The sequence below is a fragment of the Mesorhizobium sp. W016 genome, assembly GCF_054719485.1.
Window position 1 is genome coordinate 3441104 of the sequence record NZ_JBTTIF010000002.1, and the last position, 24150, is coordinate 3465253.

Annotated in this window: 21 protein-coding genes and 3 pseudogenes; 12 read left to right on the plus strand and 12 right to left on the minus strand. The window is 59.3% G+C overall.

Annotated elements, in window-relative coordinates; translation table 11 throughout:
* Positions 1-33: 33 nt before the first annotated feature.
* Together ACYG9V_RS17085 and ACYG9V_RS17090 are read right to left on the minus strand one after the other, a co-directional pair.
* Complete coding sequence (locus ACYG9V_RS17085; RefSeq protein WP_352765973.1) at positions 34-3363, minus strand: AAA family ATPase; 3330 nt, start codon at positions 3361-3363, stop codon at positions 34-36.
* Positions 3364-3573: 210 nt separating this feature from the next.
* Positions 3574-3705 carry a hypothetical protein gene (locus tag ACYG9V_RS17090; RefSeq protein WP_460221982.1) on the minus strand — a complete coding sequence of 44 codons (132 nt, stop codon included), beginning with the start codon at positions 3703-3705 and terminating at the stop codon, positions 3574-3576.
* Positions 3706-3975: 270 nt separating this feature from the next.
* Here ACYG9V_RS17090 and ACYG9V_RS17095 point away from each other — a divergent pair, with 270 nt between their 5' ends.
* From ACYG9V_RS17095 to ACYG9V_RS17110, 4 genes are all read left to right on the plus strand, one after another.
* A complete protein-coding gene (locus ACYG9V_RS17095) occupies positions 3976-4371 on the plus strand; it encodes a hypothetical protein (protein WP_023723947.1) in 396 nt (131 codons plus the stop codon).
* Positions 4372-4728: 357 nt separating this feature from the next.
* Positions 4729-6582, plus strand: coding sequence for an adenylate/guanylate cyclase domain-containing protein (locus tag ACYG9V_RS17100; RefSeq protein ID WP_023723948.1), 1854 nt, complete (start codon positions 4729-4731; stop codon positions 6580-6582).
* 312 nt (positions 6583-6894) lie between these two features.
* Positions 6895-8079, plus strand: coding sequence for an acyltransferase family protein (locus ACYG9V_RS17105; RefSeq protein WP_352639669.1), 1185 nt, complete (start codon positions 6895-6897; stop codon positions 8077-8079).
* A gap of 125 nt (positions 8080-8204) precedes the next feature.
* A complete protein-coding gene (locus tag ACYG9V_RS17110) occupies positions 8205-9083 on the plus strand; it encodes a YihY/virulence factor BrkB family protein (RefSeq protein WP_023713679.1) in 879 nt (292 codons plus the stop codon).
* 217 nt (positions 9084-9300) lie between these two features.
* Here ACYG9V_RS17110 and ACYG9V_RS17115 read toward each other — a convergent pair whose 3' ends face one another.
* From ACYG9V_RS17115 to ACYG9V_RS17125, 3 genes and pseudogenes are all read right to left on the minus strand, one after another.
* Positions 9301-9468: a hypothetical protein gene (locus ACYG9V_RS17115; RefSeq protein WP_023713678.1), complete on the minus strand. Its 168-nt coding sequence runs from the start codon at positions 9466-9468 to the stop codon at positions 9301-9303.
* A 515-nt stretch (positions 9469-9983) separates the two neighbouring features.
* Complete coding sequence (locus tag ACYG9V_RS17120) at positions 9984-10301, minus strand: YMGG-like glycine zipper-containing protein (protein ID WP_023708438.1); 318 nt, start codon at positions 10299-10301, stop codon at positions 9984-9986.
* 282 nt (positions 10302-10583) lie between these two features.
* Positions 10584-10901, minus strand: a pseudogene (locus tag ACYG9V_RS17125) (type II toxin-antitoxin system HicB family antitoxin); the annotation flags it as partial.
* Between the two features lie 113 nt (positions 10902-11014).
* On the opposite strand from ACYG9V_RS17125, the gene ACYG9V_RS17130 reads away from it, so the two are divergent.
* The gene (locus ACYG9V_RS17130; protein WP_081726980.1) at positions 11015-12619 is read left to right on the plus strand and encodes a recombinase family protein; all 1605 of its coding nucleotides are present in this window, start codon (positions 11015-11017) and stop codon (positions 12617-12619) included.
* Positions 12613-13455 (plus strand): plasmid partitioning protein RepB C-terminal domain-containing protein, encoded by an 843-nt coding sequence (locus ACYG9V_RS17135; RefSeq protein WP_352765971.1) that lies wholly within the window; start codon positions 12613-12615, stop codon positions 13453-13455. Before ACYG9V_RS17130 ends, ACYG9V_RS17135 begins: the two co-directional genes overlap by 7 nt.
* A 202-nt stretch (positions 13456-13657) precedes the next feature.
* Here the strand turns inward: ACYG9V_RS17135 and ACYG9V_RS17140 are convergent, their stop codons facing one another.
* The 7 genes and pseudogenes from ACYG9V_RS17140 to ACYG9V_RS17170 all read right to left on the minus strand — a co-directional run bounded on the left by ACYG9V_RS17140 (position 13658) and on the right by ACYG9V_RS17170 (position 17112).
* Positions 13658-14056 (minus strand): SOS response-associated peptidase, encoded by a 399-nt coding sequence (locus tag ACYG9V_RS17140; protein ID WP_460222069.1) that lies wholly within the window; start codon positions 14054-14056, stop codon positions 13658-13660.
* Complete coding sequence (locus ACYG9V_RS17145; RefSeq protein ID WP_348524298.1) at positions 14053-14145, minus strand: hypothetical protein; 93 nt, start codon at positions 14143-14145, stop codon at positions 14053-14055. Before ACYG9V_RS17145 ends, ACYG9V_RS17140 begins: the two co-directional genes overlap by 4 nt.
* 116 nt (positions 14146-14261) lie before the next feature.
* Positions 14262-14351 (minus strand): annotated as a pseudogene (locus tag ACYG9V_RS17150) (SOS response-associated peptidase); the annotation flags it as partial.
* Positions 14352-14590: 239 nt separating this feature from the next.
* The gene (locus ACYG9V_RS17155) at positions 14591-14719 is read right to left on the minus strand and encodes an excalibur calcium-binding domain-containing protein (RefSeq protein ID WP_352766013.1); all 129 of its coding nucleotides are present in this window, start codon (positions 14717-14719) and stop codon (positions 14591-14593) included.
* A gap of 176 nt (positions 14720-14895) precedes the next feature.
* Positions 14896-15066, minus strand: a pseudogene (locus tag ACYG9V_RS17160) (thermonuclease family protein); the annotation flags it as partial.
* Positions 15067-15115: 49 nt separating this feature from the next.
* Complete coding sequence (locus ACYG9V_RS17165) at positions 15116-15421, minus strand: hypothetical protein (protein WP_352766011.1); 306 nt, start codon at positions 15419-15421, stop codon at positions 15116-15118.
* A 188-nt stretch (positions 15422-15609) separates the two neighbouring features.
* The gene (locus ACYG9V_RS17170; RefSeq protein WP_352766009.1) at positions 15610-17112 is read right to left on the minus strand and encodes a winged helix-turn-helix domain-containing tetratricopeptide repeat protein; all 1503 of its coding nucleotides are present in this window, start codon (positions 17110-17112) and stop codon (positions 15610-15612) included.
* Between the two features lie 700 nt (positions 17113-17812).
* Between ACYG9V_RS17170 and ACYG9V_RS17175 the strand changes: the two genes are divergently transcribed.
* The 6 genes from ACYG9V_RS17175 to ACYG9V_RS17200 all read left to right on the plus strand — a co-directional run bounded on the left by ACYG9V_RS17175 (position 17813) and on the right by ACYG9V_RS17200 (position 24149).
* Positions 17813-18640 carry a methyltransferase domain-containing protein gene (locus ACYG9V_RS17175; RefSeq protein WP_023713670.1) on the plus strand — a complete coding sequence of 276 codons (828 nt, stop codon included), beginning with the start codon at positions 17813-17815 and terminating at the stop codon, positions 18638-18640.
* Positions 18641-19284: 644 nt separating this feature from the next.
* Positions 19285-19794: an SDR family NAD(P)-dependent oxidoreductase gene (locus ACYG9V_RS17180; RefSeq protein WP_460221983.1), complete on the plus strand. Its 510-nt coding sequence runs from the start codon at positions 19285-19287 to the stop codon at positions 19792-19794.
* Positions 19697-20026, plus strand: a complete 330-nt coding sequence (locus tag ACYG9V_RS17185) for an SDR family oxidoreductase (protein WP_352765992.1) — start codon at positions 19697-19699, stop codon at positions 20024-20026. Before ACYG9V_RS17180 ends, ACYG9V_RS17185 begins: the two co-directional genes overlap by 98 nt.
* 89 nt (positions 20027-20115) lie before the next feature.
* Positions 20116-20325, plus strand: a complete 210-nt coding sequence (locus ACYG9V_RS17190) for a hypothetical protein (protein ID WP_023713668.1) — start codon at positions 20116-20118, stop codon at positions 20323-20325.
* A gap of 370 nt (positions 20326-20695) precedes the next feature.
* Positions 20696-20989 (plus strand): hypothetical protein, encoded by a 294-nt coding sequence (locus ACYG9V_RS17195; RefSeq protein WP_023723446.1) that lies wholly within the window; start codon positions 20696-20698, stop codon positions 20987-20989.
* Between the two features lie 724 nt (positions 20990-21713).
* Positions 21714-24149, plus strand: coding sequence for a hybrid sensor histidine kinase/response regulator (locus ACYG9V_RS17200; RefSeq protein ID WP_352765993.1), 2436 nt, complete (start codon positions 21714-21716; stop codon positions 24147-24149).
* Position 24150: the final 1 nt, after the last annotated feature.

Genomic DNA, 24150 nt, shown 5'->3' on the forward strand with positions numbered 1-24150 from the left:
AACGTTGTCGGAACCCACGCAGATGGTGCGACCTCAACGGGTCAGGGCGTCCAGCGCCCTTTGTGCCGCGATGAGGTCGACGATTGGATACCTTGTGTTCAATGTGCGGACCACCGCTTGCAGACGCGTCGCGGCCTCATGAACACTGCCTTGACGTGCCAGAACTGGTGCCAGTTGCGTTGCGGCGCGAAGCTCGAAGAGTCTCGCTTGCTGCCGACGGGCAGTAGTAATTGCCTTTTCGAATAGGTGTGTGGCTCCCGTCAGTTCACCTCTGCCCGCGGCGATTTGGCCACGAAGGCGAATGCATTCTGCTAGGTAGCTCTCCTCATCTGTATCGAAAACGAGCGTATCGACATCATCAAGCATTTGCGATGCGTCTTCGATGCGACCGGCGCGCAGGAGAAGATCACAAAGCTCGCATGCTTTCTCAGGGGTATGAAATATGACGCCCTGCCCACGCCAAAGAACCAAACTCTCCCGGACGTCATCGATGCCGGCATTCAGTTCACCTAAATGCGAGCGGGCATGGCCACGCCACCTAATGCCGCTGCTTCGACGCGCCGTATAGCCATGCAGTTCGCAAATCTCGACGATCTTCGTAGCGGTCTCAAGGAGTTCCTTGTATTGACCAAGTAGCGCGTACAATTCGCACTGCACGAGAAGACACCACGCGAGGTGGAAAGGCTTATCGACCTGGTCAAAATTTCGAATTAGGCGCTCTTTCTCTTCGACTGCATCATCAAAGAAACCCAATATCATCAGCGATTCGCTAAAATATTCCTGGGCAGAGACACGGATTTGATCCGCACCGGCGAACAAGATACCCCGGCTTGGGTCAACACTATCAATCAAATCTAAGGCATTCCGCAAAGCTTCCGCTGCCTGCGGTTGTTCTCCCCGGCTATAATGAGCCATCCCCTTGGTTGCCCAAAGACCGCTCAGATAAGCCGTTGGAAGGAGATCGGCACAGTCTGCAAGCTGCTTTTCGGCCAGGGTCAGGTAATCGTGATTGCGCCCAGTGGCATAAGAAAATGGAGCGTGTGAAAGCGCAACGTCACATTGCAATTCGGCCGATGCAGTGTTCGCGGCAGCAAGACGTGCATCTTCAAGCGTCTTCCCAAGGCGCTCAGAACGATACCCTTCAGCCTGCATCAAGGCATTGGCCATCGCAAGGTGGAGACGTGTCATCCGTTCGGCGCCGCCGGACACATCGCCAACTCTCCTGCTGCAGTCGATAGCACTGGCAAAGTGCGATACGGCTTCCCTGATGGCAGCTCTGGCTATGGCTGCCCCTCCCGCCTTTTGCCAATGATCGAGCGCGCCCGCCCAATCCCCAGCTTCCTGAAAGTGGTGCGCGAGGAGCTCGGGTTGCGCCTCAGTGATTTCGGGCCACTTTTCCTCCAACATATCTGCGACACGCTTATGTAGCTCCTGGCGCTTGGCGCGCAGCAGCGTGCCATAGGCAGCGTCTTGAACGAGCGCATGTTTGAAGAGGTAAGTGGCCTGTGGCCGCGTCCCGCGGCAGAATACCAGACCGGCGCCGACGAGTTGATCCAGTCCACCGTTCAGCTCAGCGGCATTTCGCTGCGCGACCGCTACCAGCAACTCGTAGGAGAACTCCCGACCCAAAATCGCGCCGACCTGCGCGACCTCCTTAACGGCTGAGCCGAGGCGATCGAGCCGCGCCATCAACGAGGCATGCAGCGTGGCGGGAACGTTCAACGCCGTCGCGGCAGTTCTTGAGAGCACTGTTTTGGCGTTGCCGCTCTCCAACACCGCCTTGGTCAGCTCCTCGACGAACAGTGGCACCCCGTCCGTGCGGTCAATGATCTCCCCGACAACGTCGCTCGGCAGCTCTCCGGTGCCGACGACCCTCTGGACCAGCGCGGCGCCTTCACGACGGTCGAGCCGATTGAGGACCAGAACCGTGACGTGGGACTGCCCGATCCACGGCGGTTGAAACTCGGGGCGGAACGTGAGGAGAAGCAGAACTGGCAGGCGCGGCACCCGCTCGATGACCAGGTCGAGCAGCTCGCGCGAGCTGGGGTCGATCCAGTGCACATCCTCGAAGAGCATCAGCACCGGACCTTGTCGCGCCAGATGTTCGAGCTGCCTGAGCAGCGCATCGAACGTTTTCTGTTTCTTACGCTCGGGCGTCAGTTGGAGAGGCGGGAAACGGCCGTCGGTCGGTAACGACAGCAGCTCCGCCAGCAGCGCCGAGTCCTCCGACGAGGCCGGGGCAAGCAGGGCGCCAAGCTTATCCAGCTTTCTCTCAGGCGGGTCGTCGCGCTCCAACCCGGCGGCGCGTTCTAGCTGCGCAATGGTCGGGTGGAGCGCGCTGTCTTGACGGTGCGGCGAACAGAAATAGCGCAGGCGGGTGTGTGGCTCATTCTGGATGCGCTCCTGCAAGGTGAGGGTGAGGCGCGACTTTCCAATGCCGGGCTCGCCTGAGAGCAGCACCACACGTCCTTCACCACTTTTGGCGCGATGCCAGTGGCGCTGCAGCAGCTCGACCTCCTCCTCACGCCCGACCAGCGGCGTCGGCGTCGTCCCATGCATTGCCTCGAACCGGCTTTCGACAGCGCTCTCACCAACCACTTGATATGGATGAATCGGCTCCGGAAAGCCTTTCACCTCAAGGGCGCCAAGATCGCGATATTCGAAAAGATCGCCGACCAGCTGCCGCGTTTGCGGCCCGATCACGACCGCTCCGGGTTCGGCAAGAGCTTGCAGGCGGGCGGCAAGGTTCGGCGTCTCGCCCACGACGCCGCGCTCGTGCCCTTCGCCGGAGGTGATCAGGTCGCCAACGACTACCTCTCCGGTGCCGATACCGATACGAGCCCGCAATAGCTCGGGCTCCGGCAGTCGACTAACGGCATCAACGAGAGCAAGGCCAGCGCGCACCGCCTGCTCGGCGGCGTTCTCGTGCGCCTGCGGGTAGCCGAAATACACCAAAACTCCGTCTCCCATATATTTGGCGACAAAGCCGCCAAAGTGAGCGACGGTATCGGCAACACACCGGTGATACGCTCCGATGATCTCACGCAGGTCCTCGGGATCCAGACGCGTTGCCAGAGCAGTCGAGCCGACGAGGTCGATGAACATGACAGTGAGTTGCCGCCGTTCTGCGCGAGATTCCGGGGGTGAAGGCGGCCGACGAGCTGTGGTGGGCCGGATCTGATCTTCGGCCAGGGCCGCAATGCCCCTGAGCAACTTACGCCGATGCCCAATCGACGTGATCCCGAGCGCCGTCAGATCGTCGGCGGTCAGGCTTGGAAGCACCTCTTCATCGATGTCGTGGCTACCGAAGGCGTCGGCATACTCGCCGAGGCCGAGGCTTACCAGCCATGCCCGAACATCCAAGTGCCTACCTCCGAGGCGGTGGAGGCTTTGCCCGACCACTATATCGCCAACACTAAGTCTGGTCGCGTCTCTCGCGATGAGCAATGCCCCTTTGGCCGTGCGCTATCCTATCAGTGAATGATGCCACCAGAACCGAATTTTTTACAGATGGGTAGCCTGCATTCAGATGGCATATTCATGCGCCAATTGTCAGCCCACGCCGCGTTGCATTCATTCTTCGAAGCCGACCGAAAACAGCCCGTCCCCTGCGACTTCAACATGTACAAGTGGCGCCATCTCGCCCAGAACTTCTTCTGCGACCAGCGATTCAGGCGTGTCGCAGCTCGATACGAGAAGACCCACGAGAGCCTCCGCGCCATGATCTAGGCCCCGCGCTCAGATGCGCTCGCGCCTGGCAACGAGCCGCTCCATGTCGGGCTGAGTCGGACGACAATGATAGCCCATCAAAGCCCAGGCGGCGCTGCGGAAGAGGTAAGTCTCACTACCATCGCGTGTCACGCCAGCTTAGCAACTCACGCCGTGCGCCTTTTATTTATCTGCTGTGCGTTGCAGGTCGTGACAATAGGAGTACCATGGACCCAGATGGTGGCGGTTGATTGGAGGACATTTGGTATGATTGCAAATGCCGACCACGAAAACCTCAATAGAGACCAGCAAGTCGCGTTGTCGAATGCTCGGCTTGGCCACTATCTGACGGTAATGGGCATAGCGTTCGCGGTCACGGCTGTGAACGTATTTTTGATATTCAGCTTCGCTAACACAGCGCCAGCTTCAGCAAAGCTGGCGCTAGCCTTGTCAGTTTTCAACATATCCTGTTTTGGCTCTCTCGCAGGAAGGTCAATTCTCCAGGAAATCAAGGCAATCAACCAAGACTATGCCGAGGCGAAACTGGGAACCCACCACGCGAGGTACGTCGCCGAGATCCCAATAGATTTGTTCGCTGCGCTGACGGTAGGCCTTCTCGTCTTGATTGGGTTGGTGCAACTCTGGATGTTGTTTACTATTTGAAGCAAGCTTGCGATCAGCGCCGCGAGCAGTTGCGGGTGGCACGCGCACTTGCCCACATCCTTTTGGCGACGGATCGAAATTGTCGTCTATTTCCGCAGATACGTCGAAACCGATATACTGTTCGATGCCTCGGCCCGGCGTCAATCGTGAGCCCGTTCTTCAACCTATCGGGGGACAGCCAGCCGCGAGAGCTTCGAACATCGCCGTCACGTTTTAGCCACCGCTTCCGCCCTACGGCCCAATCAAGTCCACAACCGACAGCCGCTTGCGGGTAAGGTACTAATAGGCGAAACTGATCGGAACTGGGAGGGTTTGCCACCTCGCCTCCGAGGTTGGCTGCCGACAGAGTGCTCCGAAATGCACCGCAAGCTCGCCGCCATCCTTGCTGCTGACGTTGTCGGCTATTCTGCCATGATGGAGCGCGACGAGGCGGGTACGTATCAACGGGTGCGCGCCGGTCATAAGGAACTTTTCGAGCCGACAGTAGCGCGTCATCATGGCACGATCTTCAAGCTGATGGGCGATGGGCTGCTGGCGGAGTTTTCGTCGGTCGTCGAGGCGATGGAATGCGCGGTTTCGTTGCAACATGGGCTGGCCGAGCGAAACGCCTCGTTGCCCAAAGAGCAGCGCGTGGAAGTGCGCATCGGCGTCAATCTTGGCGAGGTGATTGTCGAGGGCGACGATCGGTTTGGCGAGGGCGTAAATATCGCGGCACGACTAGAACAACTTGCCGAACCTGGCGGCATCTGGGTCTCTGCAAAGGTCGCGCGCGAGGTTGAGAAGAAGCTGGCTTTCGGCTTTCAGTCGATGGGCCTGCAGAAGGTCAAGAACATCGCGGAGCCGGTGGAGGCATACCGTGTTACGGTCGGCGGCAAGGCCAAGCCCAGGTGCGCAAGCCGCAGCCGGTCGCGGCTGCTAGTCGTGGCGAGCTTCCTGGTGCTGGCCTTAGCAGTCACGGCGGTCCTGGCGTGGTGGCAGTTCTATGGAACAAAGCGCGAGACGGGCCAAGGTGGCATCCCGACCGTGGCGGTTTTGCCGTTCAAAAACATGAGCGGCGACCCGAAGCTGGAGTATTTCAGCGACGGCATGACAGACAATTTGATCTCGATGCTGGCAGGCGTCACCGAACTTAAGGTGCTCTCGCGTAGCTCTACCTTTGTCTACAAGGATAAGCCAACCGATGTCCGCCAGATCGGTCAAGAGTTGAACGCGGCCTACGTGATCGAGGGTGGCATCTGGAAGGAGACGGACCGGGTGCGCATCACCGCGCAGCTGATCAACGCGCGCACAGGCGAAAATCTCTGGGCGGAAAAGTTCGATCGCTCTGGAAGCAATCCCCTTGTGATTCAGGACGAGGTGATCGAACACATCATTGGCACGCTCGGTGGCCAGCGCGGAAAAATGTACGACAGCGAATACAAGAAGGTCTGGGAAAAGGACACACCGGATCTCGAAGAGTACGACTTCTTCCTTCGATCCAATTTCTTCTTCGGGCAGTTCACGCCCGAGAGCCTGGTGAAGGCGACGGACATAATTCTTGAGGGCCTGGCCAAGTTTCCCGACTCGTCGCTGTTGTCGTGCGGACTGGCTTGGGATCACCTCTTGGCGGCCAACCTGGCCTTTGACGAGAAGCCTGACGAACATTGGCGCATGGCGTCCGAACTGGAGGCAAAGGTTCTTCCGCGGGCCAACCTCGGACCCGACGCAAGAAAAAGCTGCTTGTGGTCAAACGTCTACGTCAGCGCTCATGAGGGCAACTTCGATCTTTCTCTGCGCAGGGCCGACGAGGTGATTGCGCTTTCGCCGGGAGACGCGTTTCTCATCGGCGACCTTTCATCAGCAGCCCGCTTCAGCGGCTTGACAGACAAGGCCATTGAGCGAGCAGAATACGGGCTCAGGAACGATCCAAACTTCGCCGATTATTATATGATGATGAAGGCGAATGCCTTGACGGACATCGAAAAGTACGCCGAATCTGCGGCCCTGATTACGAGGGTGTCAGATTTCCTGATCACTGTTCCGCTGCTACGTGCCATCGACGATGTCCATCTTGGAAAAATCGACGACGCACGCAGTGAAGTCCTCAAGGCGCTTGCCATGCAGCCGTGGCTTAAGGCCACGCGGTGGCGCGATATGACGTTCCATATCAATCCTGCAGTGATTGATCGACAGGTGGCCGACCTGGTAGTAGCGGGACTCCCAATGAAGTAGGTTTGGTTGGGGACAGGAGTACAGGCGTACGGCATCCTTCCCTGCCTCGTTAGTTACCTTCAGGTTGCACCGATTGGGACCTCCGCTGCTGAAAAGCTGCCAGTCCGCTTGCGGCCCCAAGGCTGCCGGTCAGCAATGCGCCTGATTTCGGTCGTTCGGGGCGCGCTGACGGTTTCCTGAAAAGGTGCCTGTCCGTTCAGCCTATTGTCTGGCGAGGAGATCGGCACAATTCGGCATCCGCCATGGTAGCCGTAATTCGTCATCTCTCACCGGGTTGACAATCGCTCCTCAGGCGCCATGCTGCAGTGCAACATGGCTAGCTACGAAACCAGCATCATCAAGTCTTCGCGCATCGAATGCCTGGACGGGCTTCGCGCGCTTGCGGCGATCTGGGTGCTGGTCGGGCACTGCCTGCTTTTGACCGGCTGGCAAATTCCGATCGTCGGCGAGCCGGATCTCGGCGTCGACCTGTTCATCATGCTGTCCGGCTTCCTGATGGTGTTCCACTATCAGCTGCGCCAGGAAAAGGAGCCTTGGCAAAGATCGGAAACCTGGCTCAAATTCTGGACGCGCCGCTATTTCAGGATCGCGCCGCTGTTCTATGTCATGCTTTTCCTGGCGCTGGCGCTTGGCCCCTATCTCTACGATTGCAGGATCATCATCGACGATTTCCTCTCCAGATCGCACCAGGCGCCGGAACGCTACCTCGACGGCAGCCTGAAGAACATCGTCGCTCATCTCACGTTCCTGTTTGGGCTGGTGCCGAACCTCGCCTATCGCACGCCGCTGCCTGACTGGAGCCTGGGGCTGGAGATGCAGTTCTATGCCGTGTTCCCGGCCGTCATGCTGCTGGTGCGCAGGCTGGACTGGATCAGGAGCGCCCTTGTGGTCGCGGCGGCCGGCTGCGTCATCGTGTTTGCGATGCGGCTGTTGTCTATCCATTTTCCGATGCCGTCCTTTCTGCCGCTGAAGATACAGATATTCCTGTGCGGGATGCTGCTGGCCGGAGTCGTGCATCAGAGCCGACCGAGGCCGTTCCTCTATCTGGCATTGGCCATGCTTTTGGCGGCGCTGCCCTTTGGCGGCGACCAGGGGCTGGGCAAGCTTCTGGTGCGTGAAGCGCTTGTGGCGGGCTTCTTTGCGCTGGTTCTCTACCGCATGCTGCCTGGAAGGGCGGGAATGTTGGCGCGAGCGATCGCCGTGACGCTCAGCAACCGGTTCTTCCACCTGATGGGCGAGCTTTCCTTCAGCATCTACCTGATCCATCTGCTGGTGCTGCAGCCCGTCGCGGCGTTCGTCATCAGTGAGTTCGGCCACGAACTGTCGGCGCCGCTGCGCTTCGCCATCGTCGTTGCCGTTGTGCTGCCGACGGTGACGTTGCTGTCCTGGATCACCTACACTCTGATCGAGGTCCCCGGCCAGAAGGCGGGCCGCTTCGTTGTCCAGCGCTTTGGCCGGAAAATTGCGCCGGTGCTCGAGAAGACCCCGGCGGAGTAGGGCGCCAAGCGCGGCGCATAACCACTGACGTTGCCTGCTCCCCCTGAGGGCGTTAGTAGCCCGCAACCGGAACATCACATGTGCTGGTGCATTGCTAGTGAACGCCAATTCGACTGGGGCGAAAAATGCATCGCGGGATCACAAATGCATGGGCAATGGTGCGAGAAGCCGTCGTTGGGTTCGTCAACGACAATGCTCTCAGCCATGGCGCGGCAATCGCTTTTTATGCCACAACATCGTTGGCGCCAATTCTGCTCATCGTGATTGCAATTGCGGGTCTCGCATTCGGTCACGAGGCAGCCCAAGCGGCATTGTCCGCTCAAATCACAGGGATGATGGGTACAGAAAGCGCAAATATCCTGCAAACCGCACTGAAGAGCGCATCCGAAAAGCCATCCGGCGGCACCTGGGCGGCGGTGATTGGCATCATCACCTTGCTTGTGAGCGCTTCCGGGGTCTTCGGCGAAATACAGCAGTCCTTGAACATGATATGGAAGGTCGAAGCGCAGGGCAGTTCGTTGTCGCGCCTGGTGCGCGCACGTGCGGTAAGTCTGGGACTGGTCACCGCACTTGGCTTCATGTTGCTCGTCTCTCTAGTCGCGAGCGCGGCGATTACGGCCCTAGGCAACCTCATCAACGCACAGTTGCCGTTCGGGACACTTGTCCTGGCCGTTATCAACGCGGTCGTTTCTTTTGTCCTCCTCGCTGCCATTTTCGCCGCTATCTTCAAGGTCTTGCCTGATCGAACCCTGGAATGGCGGGATGTCTGGATTGGCGCTATTGTGACCGCTGCCCTGTTCACCCTCGGCAAATCGCTTATCGGTTGGTATATAGGCTCCAGCGCCGTCGCGGCCTCATATGGGGCCGCCGGTGGGCTCCTCGTCATCCTGTTGTGGGCTTACTACTCGGCGGAAATTTTTCTTTTTGGTGCGGAAATCACTCGCGCCTATTCCATTCGACACGGCAGCAGGTCCGATCTGGATGCTGTGCTTCACAGTGCTTGACTTGCAACACACGCCACTAACGACGAAATCGACTAGGCGCGCGGCGCGCCGGCTGGCTGCCTTCGCGACGCCACCCGCATCATTACCCGTCGGCGCCGACCGCATCACCGAGCAGGGCACGCGAGCTGGATACGGTCGACGCCATATGATGAGTGCACGGGGCGCTGGTGGGCCAAACCATCGCGGTCACAGTTTGAGTTGGTTGGGAAGACGCGGTTCAGCGGCGACGCGGACGGCGCTTGCGTATCGGCTTTGATCTCGCGCGCCTGCCGTCCGACGCCTTCTTGGCGGCAGCGGAGCGGTACAGGTTCATGAGGTCAATCAGGAGCCGAACAATGGCAATTGCAGTTGCAGCATCGAGCCAGCCCGCAATGCTGTTGAGCATCGGGATTGTTCTCCAAGCTTACGACGTGAAAGCGGTCGAAGGACCTTGGCGGCAGTGCTACTCTTCGCCTAGGCAGGGACTGCCACCTAATCGTTGTGGCACTCAGTTGCCAGCCACCATGACATGAAAAAGGCCTCCGAAGGAGGCCTTTGGATGGTGTGAGCGAGAATCTCCACCTAATAAATTATCCCACATTTTGTGCATGCAGCGCAAGCCGTTCGCTTGGCCAAGGCGCGCTTGGCGCCTTGATGCTTGGCAGCGTGACCGTCACCCCGTTCTTCAGGTGGTCGCTGTCGGCACTTTCAGCAGCCGCAATGCGATGTGATTGTTGGCGCCAAAAACCACCGCTTCACGTCGCTTCCGCGAAATGGATACTTGCAAGCACCAAGCGCAAGCTCATGAGGCAGAGGGTGTCGGACCGAGCGGGGTCTCATATTGTGAAACGCCGAACGGATCCCGGGTCCCTGGAATGGCGGCAGCAAAGGTTAGAGAGCCGCACTTCCAGGGAGGCTGGATCAATAGTCGTTGTTGTAATAGCGATCATCACAAGGCGCCGTGTAGATTCGGCCGCGACGGTCCTGGTAACGGCAAAGCTGTTCGCCGCGGCGCTGCGGCGTGGTCGACTGGCCGATGACAGCGCCGAGCAAGGCACCGCCGGCGGCACCCACGACCGTGCTTTCGGTGTTGCCGCCCAGTGCCTGGCCGGCGAGGGCGCCGACACCGCCGCCGATGAGTGCGCCTGTGGTTGCCCTCTGCTGCTGTTCGGTCTGAGTCGCGCAGCCTGCAAGTGCTGCAGTCATGAGCACGGCGGCAATGGTTTGTCTGATCATCATCTTGGAACTCCTTTGGAGCCCCAAACGCGGATCGGGGCGAATGGTTGCCAGTTGCTGGCGCAATGCGGCCAAACGGCGGCACGCCCGCTCACGAAATGAGACGTGGTTTCTCGGGCCTTGAAGACAATGGTTGCCAAACTGGAAACGGCTTGCGCGAACAGGTCGGTAGCGCCTCGGTTTGAATCCGTTGAGGAGCAGCTAGGCTGGCTCGTCGCGCATCGCCTTTTTCGCGGCGGCGGTCAGGAATCCGGACCGGCTATAGCCATGGCGTTCCTCATATCAATCTATCTGGTCGAGGACATCTTCGGGAATGGTGACGTTGACGCGCACCACCTTTGTGGTCTCGGCTTTGAGTGCTACCAGGACGGCGACCCGGCTGAGATTGTCATTGTTCGACATGACATCTTCCAGGGATGATGGCTCGGGAATGGCTTCGCCATCCTCGACAAGGCCTTCGAGATGGAAGGCCAGGGCCTCTTCGGCCAGGGCGCGGGCGTCGTCCAGGCTGGTGCCGGCGGTGACCACGTTCGGAAAATCGGGAAAGGATACGCCGAAGTCGCTGTCCGCTTGCTTGTGGATCAGTCCGATATAGTGACGCACGGGTCGGTTCCCCCAAGGAGCGGCTTCGAGGCTCGATCAGACATCGAGCCATTCGACACAAACTGTCGAGGTATTCCTAATGGGACCGTAGGAAGCTGCCTAGTAGGTTGGGCATGCCCCAGGCAGACATTGCCTGGGCAACGGTCGAGAGTGTGGGGAAAGTGCCAAAGATAGATGGCGGGAACCAGACTGTGCCTAGAGTTCGCGCCGCGCAGTACGTGCGCATGTCGACGGAACACCAGACCTACTCGATCGACAACCAAGCGGATGCCATTCGCGACTATGCCGATATCATGGCTTACGACATTGTCGCCACTTACGAGGACCTCGGTCGCAGCGGTTTAAACCTTGGAGGGCGCCCCGGTCTTCAGAAGCTGTTGGCCGATGTCGAAAGTGGGCGAGCCGATTTTGAGACGGTTGTGGTCTATGATGTAAGCCGTTGGGGGCGTTTTCAGAACATTGATGAAAGCGCAGCCTACGAATACCGATGCCAGATGGCCGGCGTGCGTATCGAATTTTGCGCCGAGCAATTCGCAAATGACGGCAGCATCGGCTCAGACGTCCTCAAAGCAATCAAACGGAGCATGGCTGCCGAGCAGAGCAGAATGCTCTCGCAAAAAGTCTTCATCGGCCAGGCGAGGTTGATCCGGCTGGGCTTCCGGCAGGGCGGGAAGGCCGGCTTTGGCCTGCGGCGCTTGCTTGTCGATCAACACGGCCGCTCAAAAGGCATCCTTTCATCCTACGAATACAAGAGCCAGCAGGCGGATAGAATAGTTCTGGTGCTCGGCCCGCCTGACGAGATTGCGACAGTGAAGTGGATCTTCAGTCACTTTGTCAGAACACGCAAGACAGAGCTGGAGATGGCAAGACTGCTCAACAAGCGCGGCGTGCTCAGCGATTTGGGGCGACCATGGACGCGGGAATCCGTGCACTCGGTGCTGACCAACGAAAATTACATTGGCAACAGCGTCTGGAACAAGCATTCGGCCCGGCTAAGAAGCCATCAAGTCCGCAATCCCCCCGAACAGTGGGTGCGGGTGGAAAACGTCCTGGAGCCGATCGTCGACAGCAAACTGTTCGATCGGGCGCAGATCGTGCTCAAGACCATCTATCGCCACATGACCAACGACGAGATGCTGGCCGCCCTTAGGGCGCTTCTGGCTCGCCGTGGCGCCTTGTCGTTGGCCATGATCGACGCGGATCCCGGGTGCCCGCCGGCCCAACGCTACCAGTGGCGTTTTGGAACCATTGTCAAAGCATATGAACTGATCGGATACGAGCCATCCAAGAACTACCGCTTCATCGGCGTGAACCGGCACCTGGAATCAATGAGGCTGCAGATTATCCGGGATCTTGTGGGCGCGATTGATAAGCAGGGCGGGGTTGCTGCCCATGACATGGCGATGGACCTCCTGCGGATAAACGAGGAGATCACGGTGGCGATTACAATGGGCCGATGCAGGGTTTCCGGCTTCGGCTATCCTCGCTGGTTTTCCAAGGCCGATAAACGGCCACTACCCGACATTTTCGTCCTGATCCGTATGAATCCCGGCGACCTGACCATTCGGGACTATTTGATTGCGCCTGCCCACGAGATCGCGGGTAAATCGGAACTGCATGCCATCAATGGGATACCGCTGGACAGCTATATTTTTCCCACGCTCGACCCCATTATCAGGTTGGCAGAGCGAGAGCCTGTCGGAGGCGTGGCTTGGTAGTCAAGCGCTTAGCCAAGGGCGCCGCCTACCGTGCGTTGGAAAACGGTGGCGACAGACATGCGAGCAATATTGTTGCTGGCGCATTAGGGTCCAAGAAGAGGCTTCGTTCACACGAATTTTTGGCGACCTACGATACGGAATGCAAACGCATGCGCGATTTCGTAACGCAAGCGGCAAAGTCTGAACAGAGCCTGGACCGGATAGTAGCGGCGCTCCACCTGATGATGCGCGACAAGCAATTCTGCGCCACGCTGGTGTCCGAGGGCTTCAGGACAATGCCAAGCCTACTGGCACATAGGTTGCGTGGCGCGACCCGCGAGCCGCAAATGTTCTGCTCTCCCGGAAAACCCGCTTCCGAGACAGGCGAGAACCGGAAAGCCGTTAACGGAATTTGCCCTGAAGTCCTCGACCTGCTTCGGGACGCGCCGGTAAAAACAAAAATCTTCGGGTTGCTCCAGAAGGTGCTGCCAGCCAGGCAATTGGAGATTGCCCGGCTGATGGTGGCGATGGACCGGGTCAGGATCACCTACGCGAGACTACTCGTCGCTCTGACACCGCAAGCCCTGCTGGTCGAGGGTTTTAATCTCTCAACGATCACCACACAGGCGGAAGACCAGCGCGGCGCGATGGTGCTCGATGTCGGCGCGGTAAGCCTTGCGGTTCTCAGCGCCGCGGAACGTCATGGCCAGGTGGGCCTGGAGCTTGTCGCAGCCAACCGCTTTTTCGACCGGTTGATGGATAATTCCAGAGTGGTGCGGTATCTCGCCCGGACCTTTCCGGGGCATTTTGAAGAGTTTCACAGCTTCTCGATGCCATGCCTCGAACAGGGGCGCTAGATGGTCGGACGTCAACTCCTATAGAAACCGATAGCCGTCGCCGGGACGCAAACAACAGAACCAATGTGACTTCTGTCTATGCCTCGAAAAGCCAAACTCGCCGAGCTTGCCGCAGCCAGAATGCTCGCAAAGCGATTTTCGATCGGCTCTCGGCCGCGCGGAATCGCTGTCATGTCTTCGGCAAGCCGGCCCGGTTCGTTGCTCACAGCGGGTTGATCGGCCCAACGAGGCCGGGATGGTCGTTGGGCAACTTGTTGACGGCGCTGGTGTTCACCTCACGCCCAACGCGATTGAACTGCAGCTGACCGTCGATGTCGTGGCTGAGAATGTCCTTGAGGCTGTCCTTGGGCGTCGCCGGGTCCAGCCAGGCGTCATAGTAGGCCGGGTCGAGAATGAGAGGCTGCCGATCATGCAACTGCTTCATCGGTTCTGCGGCAGGCTTTGTGATGATGGTGCAGCTGGTTATGTCGAGATTGGAATTGTAAGCCCAAAGCCCGGCGAACGAGAAAGGCGCGTGGCCTGGCTGGTAGATGTGCCAAGGGTCTTTCTTGCCGTCGGCTGGCGATATCGTCCACTCGTAGAAGCCATCGGCAGGGATCAGGCAGCGCTTGGACTTGTAGGCGCGTCGCGGAAGGCGGGCGCTGCATCGATGCCCTCAATCCTCGCATTGAACATAGCCGCCTTGGGCATTTCCTTTGCCCAGAAAGGGACCAGCCACCAGCGCCCTTCACGGAGCCTGTGGTGCCATCCTCACCGGCAGTGACGAATGGGACATCCTGAGTCGGCGCGATGTTGTACCGGGGCTCGTCGTTGCGGCCCGTCTCCGCCGGCGCAGTCAGGCGGTAGAGCCGGTGGATTTCCGACCACGACAGATATTTGGTGTAACGTCCGCACATCGCTCTGCCTCAGTTGCGCAGGAGTTCAGGCACGCTGAGCGGGCCAAGGTCGGAATTCTCCTATACTCGTCGCTGCGGCGCCAGACGCCGCGTATCTTGGCGGCGGTGACCGATTGATTGCCTTCGCCAGTAGCCTTGCGGAAGGCTCTGGGCGACCACAGAGTTCCCCTTGGTCTGCGCCGTGGAGGCAAAAAGGGCAAAGTCGACGACGATCATGCCATGTCCCTCTCACTGCGGACTTAGCAAAGGCTCTCGCAAGGAATGCCGTCCTTGTCGCGGTCGAGCTTGCCGCCCCAAGAGCAGTTGGCCAAATACCAGTTCGCCTCGTTGCATGAGCTGATCTGGGGACAGGTTGCCGTGGCTGACAAGAATAGCTCTGCGCCACCTGCCCATTACGCATGATACCGAGTGGTTGTTTTGCTGACGGCCTGGTGGTGCCGTTCGCATGCTCTGCGCGCCAATCCCATGGCGCCTGAAACGCTCCAGCCCACAGACCGACCTTCGCCGCCTGGGCCTTCGCCTGCTGTCTTGCGTAGGCTCCGTGGCTGTAGCGCGGCCAATCTAGTGCCAAGCCCCGCTCGACAAGCCAGCTCTGGACGTTGCGACCGTCGGCGCGATCGCAATCCCCAACAAGCCGGCCGTACCGGTCTCGGTTAACAAAGCTGCAATGCAACGGACGCAATGCAGCCAGGAACTCGTCCAAGGCTTGGGCAGCATGGCGCCCGCAGGCGTATTCGAAGCCCTTAGCGTCTTCGCAATATTGCTTACTCTCGGGCGCCGATGCCGTTGAAGCGGATGCGCTGTCCGTGGATCTCGATCGTGTCGCCGTCGATCACAGACGCGACACCGGCGATCGGCGCCGGCTTCGAGCCGAACCAATTCGATGCATTGATCTCTGGCAAACTTTCGCTGTGCTGGATGGCGGTTTGCGCGACCAGAGCGCCAGCCGCTACCGCAGTCACCAAAATCAGGCGCCGCGGCACATTCGCCCATCGGTGCGCACGGCTATGCTTGGCACCGGTTCGCTTTCGCCAGCGATCAGATCGATTGTCGTATCGGTATTTGTCCACGCCCTCATCCCCGCAGAGAGGATGCGACTGTTTCAACGAAGAGTCCAGAAGACGAGACGCGCGGAATGCTAGCCCCGAAGCCGATGCGTGCCGACGCCCCTCGACTTCGATCTCGGTTAAGGGGGTTCGATGACCTGTTGGGGTGCATTCGGCTGTCGGGCCTGACCGGCGCGCTCCCGAAGGTGCGTTCACGCGGGAAAACCGGCCTTTCTGAAGCCTGACGTGAAAAGCTCGAGGTCGACTTGGTGGGCGAACGGGAGACGTGAAATCAGCCGGATAGTCAGGTCGTGTTTCCTTATCAGTGCTTCCTGAACTTCAGCACGCGCCTTCTGCGTCTCGCCCAAATGAGCGTACGCCGCTGCGAGAAAGGCATGAATGAAGAATTGGTCGCCGGCCTTCTGATACGAACCGACCGCCTCCGAGTACCTTCTTAGCAGAAAGAGGGAGCTGCCCTTCACCTCCCAGAACCATATTGGAGGTAACGGGTCGCGCAGCAGCGCAGATTCAAGCACGTTCAGCGCGCTCTCGGCCCGGCCGCCGTAGTTGAGCCAGCTTGCGTAGTCCCCCGCTATGTTCACGTCCAACGGGTTTAATGAGCGCGCTTGCTCGAAATGCACTCCCGCGTCGCTGTGCTGGCGCATGTGCGTAAGCACCAGGCCCATGCTCTGGTGACAGACGCCATCGCTCCTGTCGAGAGCGAGCGCCGTTCGTGCCGAGTCCCAGGCGTTCTGTAGCGTCCGCGGATCGTTGTCGTACCAAAATCTGCCGACGAGCGCCTGCGCGAGGAAGGCGTGGCCTTGAGCGAACGTCGCATCGAGCTCGACACACCGGACGAACAGGGGCTCGGCCATGTCCAGTTCATACCGGTAGAACTGTGCGCGCCCCTGCAGGTAGCAGTCGTATGCATCCCAATCGGCCGGAGGCTTGCGTCTGGTCCTGCTCGTCGAATCGGCGTCCGCCTGGCCTTCGACCATCGAGGCGATGAGAGCCGCAACCTCGTCTTGCAATGCGAAGATGTCGTCGAGGGCCCTGTCGTAGCGTTGGGCCCACAGGTGGGTACCGGTGGAAGCGTCAATCAACTGTGTGGTGATCCGAATGCGATCACCGAGCTTTCGTATGCTGCCTTCGACGAGGTAGCGAACTCCGAGTTTGCGATGGACTTCGGCAATGTCCAATGCCGGATAGCGAAACTGAAAAGATGAATTCCGCGCGATGACAAGGAGGGAGCGGAACCTGGCCAGCTCCGTAATTATGTCCTCGGTTATACCATCGCTGAGATACTGCTGGTCCTGATCGCCGCTCAAATTGGCAAAAGGCAGGACCGCAATCGACGGCTTGCCGGACCCTGGTATCGGTCTGCGGGATGCGCTCGCCACCGGCTCGACAGTCCCGGTGAAGCGGTAGCCGACGCGAGGCACCGTGGCGATCCACTCGCCGCCGTTGTCAGCCGGACCGAGTGCCTTTCTCAGTGTCGCTATTTGGACCGTAAGGTTGCCTTCCTCAACGGCGGTTCCCGGCCAGGCAGCGTCCATCAGTTCGGCCTTGGTCAGGATCTCGCCGGGCCGGGCCGTAAGCGCAGCAAGCAGCGTCAGCCCACGATGCCCAACAACGATCGGGATCTGCTCTTTCAGGAGCGTCCCGACGTCGGGATCGAGTACGAACGGACCAAAAGCGATGCGTGTCCCCTGCATCTGGGCATATTAGACGTTCCGGCGGTTTTCGGAACAGTGTCGGCACCCCTTTAATCCCGGGGTCGCTTTCGAGGCCTATGCCCAGAACGCGGCCACCTGTCCATCGATTAGAAGATAGCGATCGGGCGCTGGCCGCTGCGCGCGAATGTCCGGAGTGGCTACCCCGACTGCGTATTGGCCTGCGCCGCTGATCAGAGATAGGGAACCGCAGAACTGACCGGAGCAGGGCTGGCGGTAAAGCATTGATATTGCTGTTGTGAATCTAGGGATTTTGGGAGGTACTCCCCAGCTTCGGAGAAAGATGGGCATTCGGAGAAAGATGGGCATTCGGAGAGCAGTTCGGGCGGGAACGTTGTGTCCGCTCTCCCCAGCTTTCGGCCGCACATCCCGCAAACGCCGGGCTTCCGGGAAGCCATGAAGGGATCGGAGAATGGTTAGGACCTCGAAGGTGGTAGAGGATCAAGAGTTCGAACCCTCCGAGATTATCTGCTTTTTAAAGAAATCAATAAATTTCCGCGTCTTCAGCGGCAGGTAGGCGCGGGAAGGATAAGCGACCCACACGGCACTCTCCTGCGCCCCGACGCTGATCTTCCAACCAGGGAGGAGTTGGACAAGCCTTCCGCTCTTGATGTCCTCATCCGCGCACCCTAACCTTTCTTCAATTCACGAAGCAGTAGCGGTTGTGCGGGGGCACGCCAGTATGACAAGCGAACGTCAGCACGAATACGAGTTGGGACATTCGGAAAGAGAACTGAGAAGGCTGGCGACGCAGGCGGCATTGGTTGACCCGATGACCCGGGATTACCTGCGGCGAGCTGGCCTTCGAGCGGGAATGCATGTCCTTGACGTGGGGAGCGGCGCTGGCGATGTCGCCTTTCTCGCGGCTGATATTGTCGGACCCACAGGTCTTGTTATCGGCTCTGACAGGTCGGCGGAGGCTCTTGACGCTGCTCGGGCGAGAGCCGCGCAACGTGGTTTGGAGAATGTAATCTTCCACCAGTGTGATCCTGCCACCTTCACTTTCGATATAGCGTTCGACGCTGTTGTTGGCCGATACGTCCTAATGTTCGCGCCCGATCCGGTCGAGATGTTGAGAGGGGTTGCGCGGCATCTTGGTCCCGGGGGCGTGATGGTATTCCACGAAGTCGACTGGACTGGCGCTGCCTCGTTTCCCTCCGTCCCAACGTACGACAACTGCTTTCGGTGCATTGTGGAGACATTTCGTCGTGTAGGGACCAACCCCAACATGGGCCTGCAGCTCCATGCGACCTTCGTAAAAGCCGGGCTGCCGGCCCCTAGCATGGCGGTAAGTGCTCTCGCCGGAGGTGGATCAGACAGTATGAGCGGCATTGATCTGATCTCCGATCTCGCAGCGACCATGGCTCCGGTCATGGAGCAGATGGGCGTTATCGCAGCTTCAGAACTCGGTCCCGAAACGCTGCAAGATCGAATTCGCGCCGAGGCTTATGCAAGCGGAAGCGTGGTGGTCGGCCGATATGAGGTGGGCGCCTGGTCACGACGAATGTAGGCACCACGGTCATGCGCCCGAGCTTCCCTCGTCCAGCCCGCTCGAGCTGAAATTGACCGCTCAACGATGGAGGCGGAGAAGGCGCACTAGAGCCGTCCGACCGCTGCAGCGATAGCGCCATCAACACAGCGCTGCTACCTCAGGGCAGCAGGTGAATTGCCACAAGCTCGATGATCAGCAAAACGGCGCACACCACGCCCGCAAGGGCATAGCCTCTCCAATACGCGCGGATGTCCTGATCGGTTTGGAATGCTTCTAGCCAGAGCCCATCGGGGGAGACGCCAAGGCAAATGGGGATAGGCATCGCGGCTGGCACGATTGTATTAGGTGCTAAAGCATCTCTGCCCAACATGCAGGCGGCTCTCTGACCGCGAAGAACACATATTAGCCTGCGCTAACTGATGGCGAAAGCCACTCATGGAAATATCGCCGGCCTGTCCTGATTGTCTCTTTGGTTCTTTCAAACTGGGCAATGGCGTGTCGCCGCAGGAGAGCGGGACAAAGAACAACATCGTCGGTGTACGATCTGGAGCTCGCTGCCGACCAGGTCATAGCTGGCTCCGGCGCTGCCAAGACCTGGTGACACCGGTCTGGCCGCTGGCGAAAATATGCGATGCTGTTAAACTTAGCCCGTGTGAACACGCATGAACGGGGGCTTTGTGCCGGTATCATATGACCTCATTGGCAAGACAGCCGTCGTAACCGGCGGAGCAAAGAGTATCGGCAAGGCAATCGTAGAGCGCCTTGTAGCGTCGGGTGCTGCAGTGCACGTGTGGGATCGAGATCAGATCGAACTGAAGGGTGTGGTGTCTACGAAGGTCGATATTACCAGCCGCGATCAGGTAACCCATGCGATCAACATGATCGTCGGTCGTGGCCAGCGTATAGACGTTCTGGTTAACAACGCCGGTTATCTAGGAACCCTTCACCCGTTTGACCAACACGAACCTGCAGACTGGCGAAGCATCATCGAAACCAATCTGATCGGCACGATGCAAGTGACGCAGTTGGTCTTGCCCCACATGCGAAAATGGGGGTGTTGGCCGCATTGTCAATATGGGCTCTTTAGCGGGCAAGGAAGGACTTGCCAACCTTGCCGCCTATTCAGCCTCCAGCGCAGGTATCGTAGCCTTCACAAAGGCGCTTGGGCGTGAGGTCGCCAATACAAACATACGCGTGAACTGCGTCGCTCCTGGGCCAATCGATACGGACATGATCCGAAACCTCGGGGTCGCAGCTGTCGAGACAATGATCGCCGATAGTCCAATGAACCGGCTCGGCCGGGTCGAAGAAGTTGCCCACATGGTGGCCTGGCTGTGCTCGGACGCCAGCAACTTCAATACCGGCGCGGTATTCGACATGTCGGGTGGGCGGGCGCGTTACTAAGCGACGACCATCTCGGTGCTTTCAGGCAGCCCGGCGCCACCGTGGACCAAATATTCCCTACCCCTAACGCGGACTTATATGATCCCCTCATGGCAACTCTGCGGTACGAGGTAAGGCGGGAACTAGATGGGACGTGGACGGTGTTCGACGTGTTCACCGGGCTGCCGGCTATTGTAGCGGGCCACCCATCTATCGACCTTCCCGACATGGAGTATGCCGAAGAGCTGGCAGCCATCCTGAATGCCAACGACCTGAAGCAGAGGCTATCTCATGGGAGGTTCCCCGGAGGGTTCGCCTGACTAAGGTGGCATGACAAGTTAGCCATTCAACCAGCCTCGGTACTGCCCATCCAGGATGGCTCGTCCGATTCTGAACAAGTATTTGTTATTGAACTGACGCGTAAATGGAAAAGTTCGTCCGTCGCAGCGCTCGGTGTGGATGGCTTCCCGCTACCGACCGACGGCAAACGCCTTGGCGTCGAGAATGCCATCATCGACGGCGAAATAGTCATTCTCAACCAAGCCGGCCTTTCGGACTATCAGGCGCTGCGACAAGGCCATAATCCGCCGCCAGCATGAGCTGTACTTCGTCGCCTTCGATCTCCTCCACTTGAATGGTCACGATCTGCGGGACATGGACAGGACCGGCGTAGCCAGAGGCGAGGTAACTATGGACATCGACGAGTTCCGTGCGACCCTTCAGGGTGTAGAGCCCCCGGCGAATCTTGGGATGGCGCTCCACGCTCTATGGTGGGATCGACAGGGCGATTGGGAGCGGGCGCATGAGTGTGTGCAGGCCAACGAATCTGATCCGGCCTCTGTATGGGTTCATGCCTATCTGCACCGCAAAGAAGGCGACCTTTCTAATGCAGCCTACTGGTACCGCCGCGCCGGGCAGCCTGTGGCAACTGACAAGCTAGACGCAGAGTGGGAGTCGATTACAGAATCACTTCTTGCAGGATAGTGAGGGTCGCCCAAGGGCAGCGTAGCGCCTCATCGCCCCCGTAGAGGCGAAACTCACCTCCGCCCATAGGCGGCGCGATCAACTGAGCCGACGACAGGTTCTCGGTGTTCGGCGAAGCCGTCGCCCCGCACAGGCCTCAAAACTTGGGTGGCAGTCATGCGCTGACTGGCTCACTGGGATTAGCGGGTCAAGTGGTGAGTTGCTCTGCAGCTTACTAGCTGATGTAGATCATCGTTGAACGTCGGCTTTTTGAAGTTGGAGAGCGTGAAGCTGCCAGTCATCTGAGCACACTGCAGGGTCTCATAGGTCGCACTTCAGGGTATACCCCCAGGCGACGTAACTTATCCGGCGCGGTCCAGCGTAACATTTGGGCCCGCCACCGCCCGTTGTGACATGATGGGCCAAGCCTAAACCTCGATGTACAATGGCGATAAGCTGATACCTATGTTCGGCCTTAAGCGACCGTCCGCTATGCGCGCGTCACGTCGGCCATAATGCAACTTCGCCTCTGTCCGGCAGCAGTTAGAGCAGAACAATGCAGTAGGGGCGACTGCGCAGGACATCGCCCTTGACCCTTCTGACTGACTGGTTGAGAAGCGCAAGCAATCAAGGCGCTACCACCGTGCTGCCCTGATCGCAGGGTCGCAGTGCCACCGACCGTCTGCATTTTCTTTAGATCTCGGATAGGTTTTGCCGGTATTTGTCGGGAAAAGGAGCCGAAGTGATGACCGACATCTGGCATTCACTCCTCGCCAACCTTGCCCTGGTCTCCATTCTCGTGGTCGCCTGGGACCTTGTGGCGGATTTCACCGGGCGTCTCTCGCGGCGGATGCAGTCGCTGCTTCTCGGCTTGGTCATGTGCGTTGGCGCGGTCATCTCCATGGCGACGGCCCTGTCCGTCTCCGGCTTCGTCGTCGATCTGCGCGCCGCCTTCATTGCTGCGGCCGCGTTCTTCGGCGGATGGCCGGCAATGCTCATCGCCACGGCCGGCTCCATTGTCTATCGCGCCCATCTCGGCGGGCAGGGTGCAGGTGCTGGTGTCATGGGTATCCTCATCACCGCAATCGTCGGCATCGCGTGGCACCACATCGTCGCGGCCCGATCGCGCACCATGTACGACATATTCGGTCTTAGCGTAACGGTCGCTCTCGCCGGGCTTATCACGCTCCTGGTCATCCCAGCGCAAGCGCTCACCGGTCTTGTGCAGCAGAGCACGTTCCCGTCCCTCGTGTTCCGCTTCCTAAGCATAATCATCATCGGCGTCCTGCTCGACCGGCAGCAGCGCCGGCGGGAGCTCTTGATGTCCAACATGACCTACCGGGCCATGGTTCGCGAACTGCCGGATTGCCTGAATATAAAGGATGTCGACGGCCGCTTCATCGCCGCCAACCCCGCCACCGCCGAAATGGTTCGCGCCGCTTCGGTCGACGATCTGATCGGCAAGACGGATTTCGATTTCTACCCCAGGGATGTAGCCGAGCGCTTCCGGCAAGATGAGATGGGCGCGCTGGAGGCCGGGCAGACGTTGCGGATTGACCAGCCGGCGCTTTTCCCGGACGGCCGGCAAGGTTGGCTCTACACGCTCAAGGCCCCCTTCCGCGACGAGGCGGGCAACATCGTTGGCGTCATCACCTACAATCGCGACATCACCGAGCAGAAGCGCACCGCCCAGCTCAAGAACGATTTCATTTCCACGGTCAGCCACGAATTGCGCACCCCGTTGACCTCCATCCGCGGCTCGCTTGGCCTTATCGCGGCCGGTGTTGCCGGCGAACTGCCGCCGAAGGCCGCGAATCTCGTCAACATCGCCCACACCAATAGCGAAAGGCTGGTTCTCCTCATCAACGACATTCTGGATATCGAGAAGATCGAATCGGGCGTGATCACCTTCAAGATCAAGCAGATGTCTGTCCGTCAGGTGCTAGAGCAGGCCATTGCCGCCAGCTCCAACTACATGGCTGACAGCCGGATCAAGATCGTTCTGACCGACGATGCCCCACGCGCTGAGGCCAACATCGATCCGGATCGCCTGCATCAGGTGATGGCGAACCTTCTGTCGAACGCGATCAAGTTCTCGCATGCTGATGGCACCGTCACGGTGAAATTCCAGCGTCGTGACGGCGACATGCTGCGTATTTCCGTCATGGATCAGGGCACTGGCATCCCGGAGGCTTTCCGCGGCCGTATATTCGGAAAATTCGAGCAGGCGGACGCTTCCAGCACCCGTAAGGTAGGCGGCACCGGCCTGGGGTTGAGCATCGTCAAGGCCATCACCGAAAAACTGGGCGGAGCCATTTCGTTCGAAACCGAGGAAGGCAAGGGAACCTCGTTCCACCTCGACCTTGCAGAAGCACGCAGGCACCACCCAAGGCCGTATCCGCCACCGCACCTGACGCGGAAGCCCGATGGCCGCCTACGGGTTCTGATCTGTGAAGACGAATCCGACGTCGCCGCCGTGATTGCGGCACTCTTGGATGCGGAGGGCTTTTCCAGCGACATCGCACCCGATATCGCCACGGCAACGGCGCTTCTGAGGTCCCGCGAATACGTGGCCTTGACCCTCGACATCAAGCTGGCGGGGGAATCCGGTATCAAGCTCTTCCACGACATTAGGGCATCGCCGGTCAATTCCGACATCGCGGTCATCGTCATCTCCGCCGTTGCCGATGAGGCCAGGGGATCGCTGAACGGCAGCGCCGTCGGTATTGTCGACTGGCTGGAGAAGCCGGTGGATTCAAAGCGGCTTCACGCCGCCCTTGCCAAGATCCTTGCTGGCAGGACCGAGCAGAGGCCGAAGATTCTGCATGTCGAGGACGACGAGGGCGTGCTTGCGGTGATGTCGGAGGGGTTGGGTTCGGGTGTCTCAATCAGTTCTGCGAAGACCCTCAAGGACGCCCGGGAGGCGATCGGCCGGCATCGCTTCGATCTGGTGATCCTGGATATTGCACTCCCCGACGGATCGGGGTTGGACCTGCTGGCCGATCTGCCGCTCGAGACTGGGGTAATCGTGTTTTCGGCGGCGGAGCTAGACCAGAAACTAGGTGATCGCGTGCAGGCTATCCTGACCAAGACCAGGGCGTCGGAAATCGATGTGGCAAAGCTGGTCAGGAGCATGTTGGTTTCGTCCCGCACCCAACCTGCCGCGCACCCCAAGGAGTGAC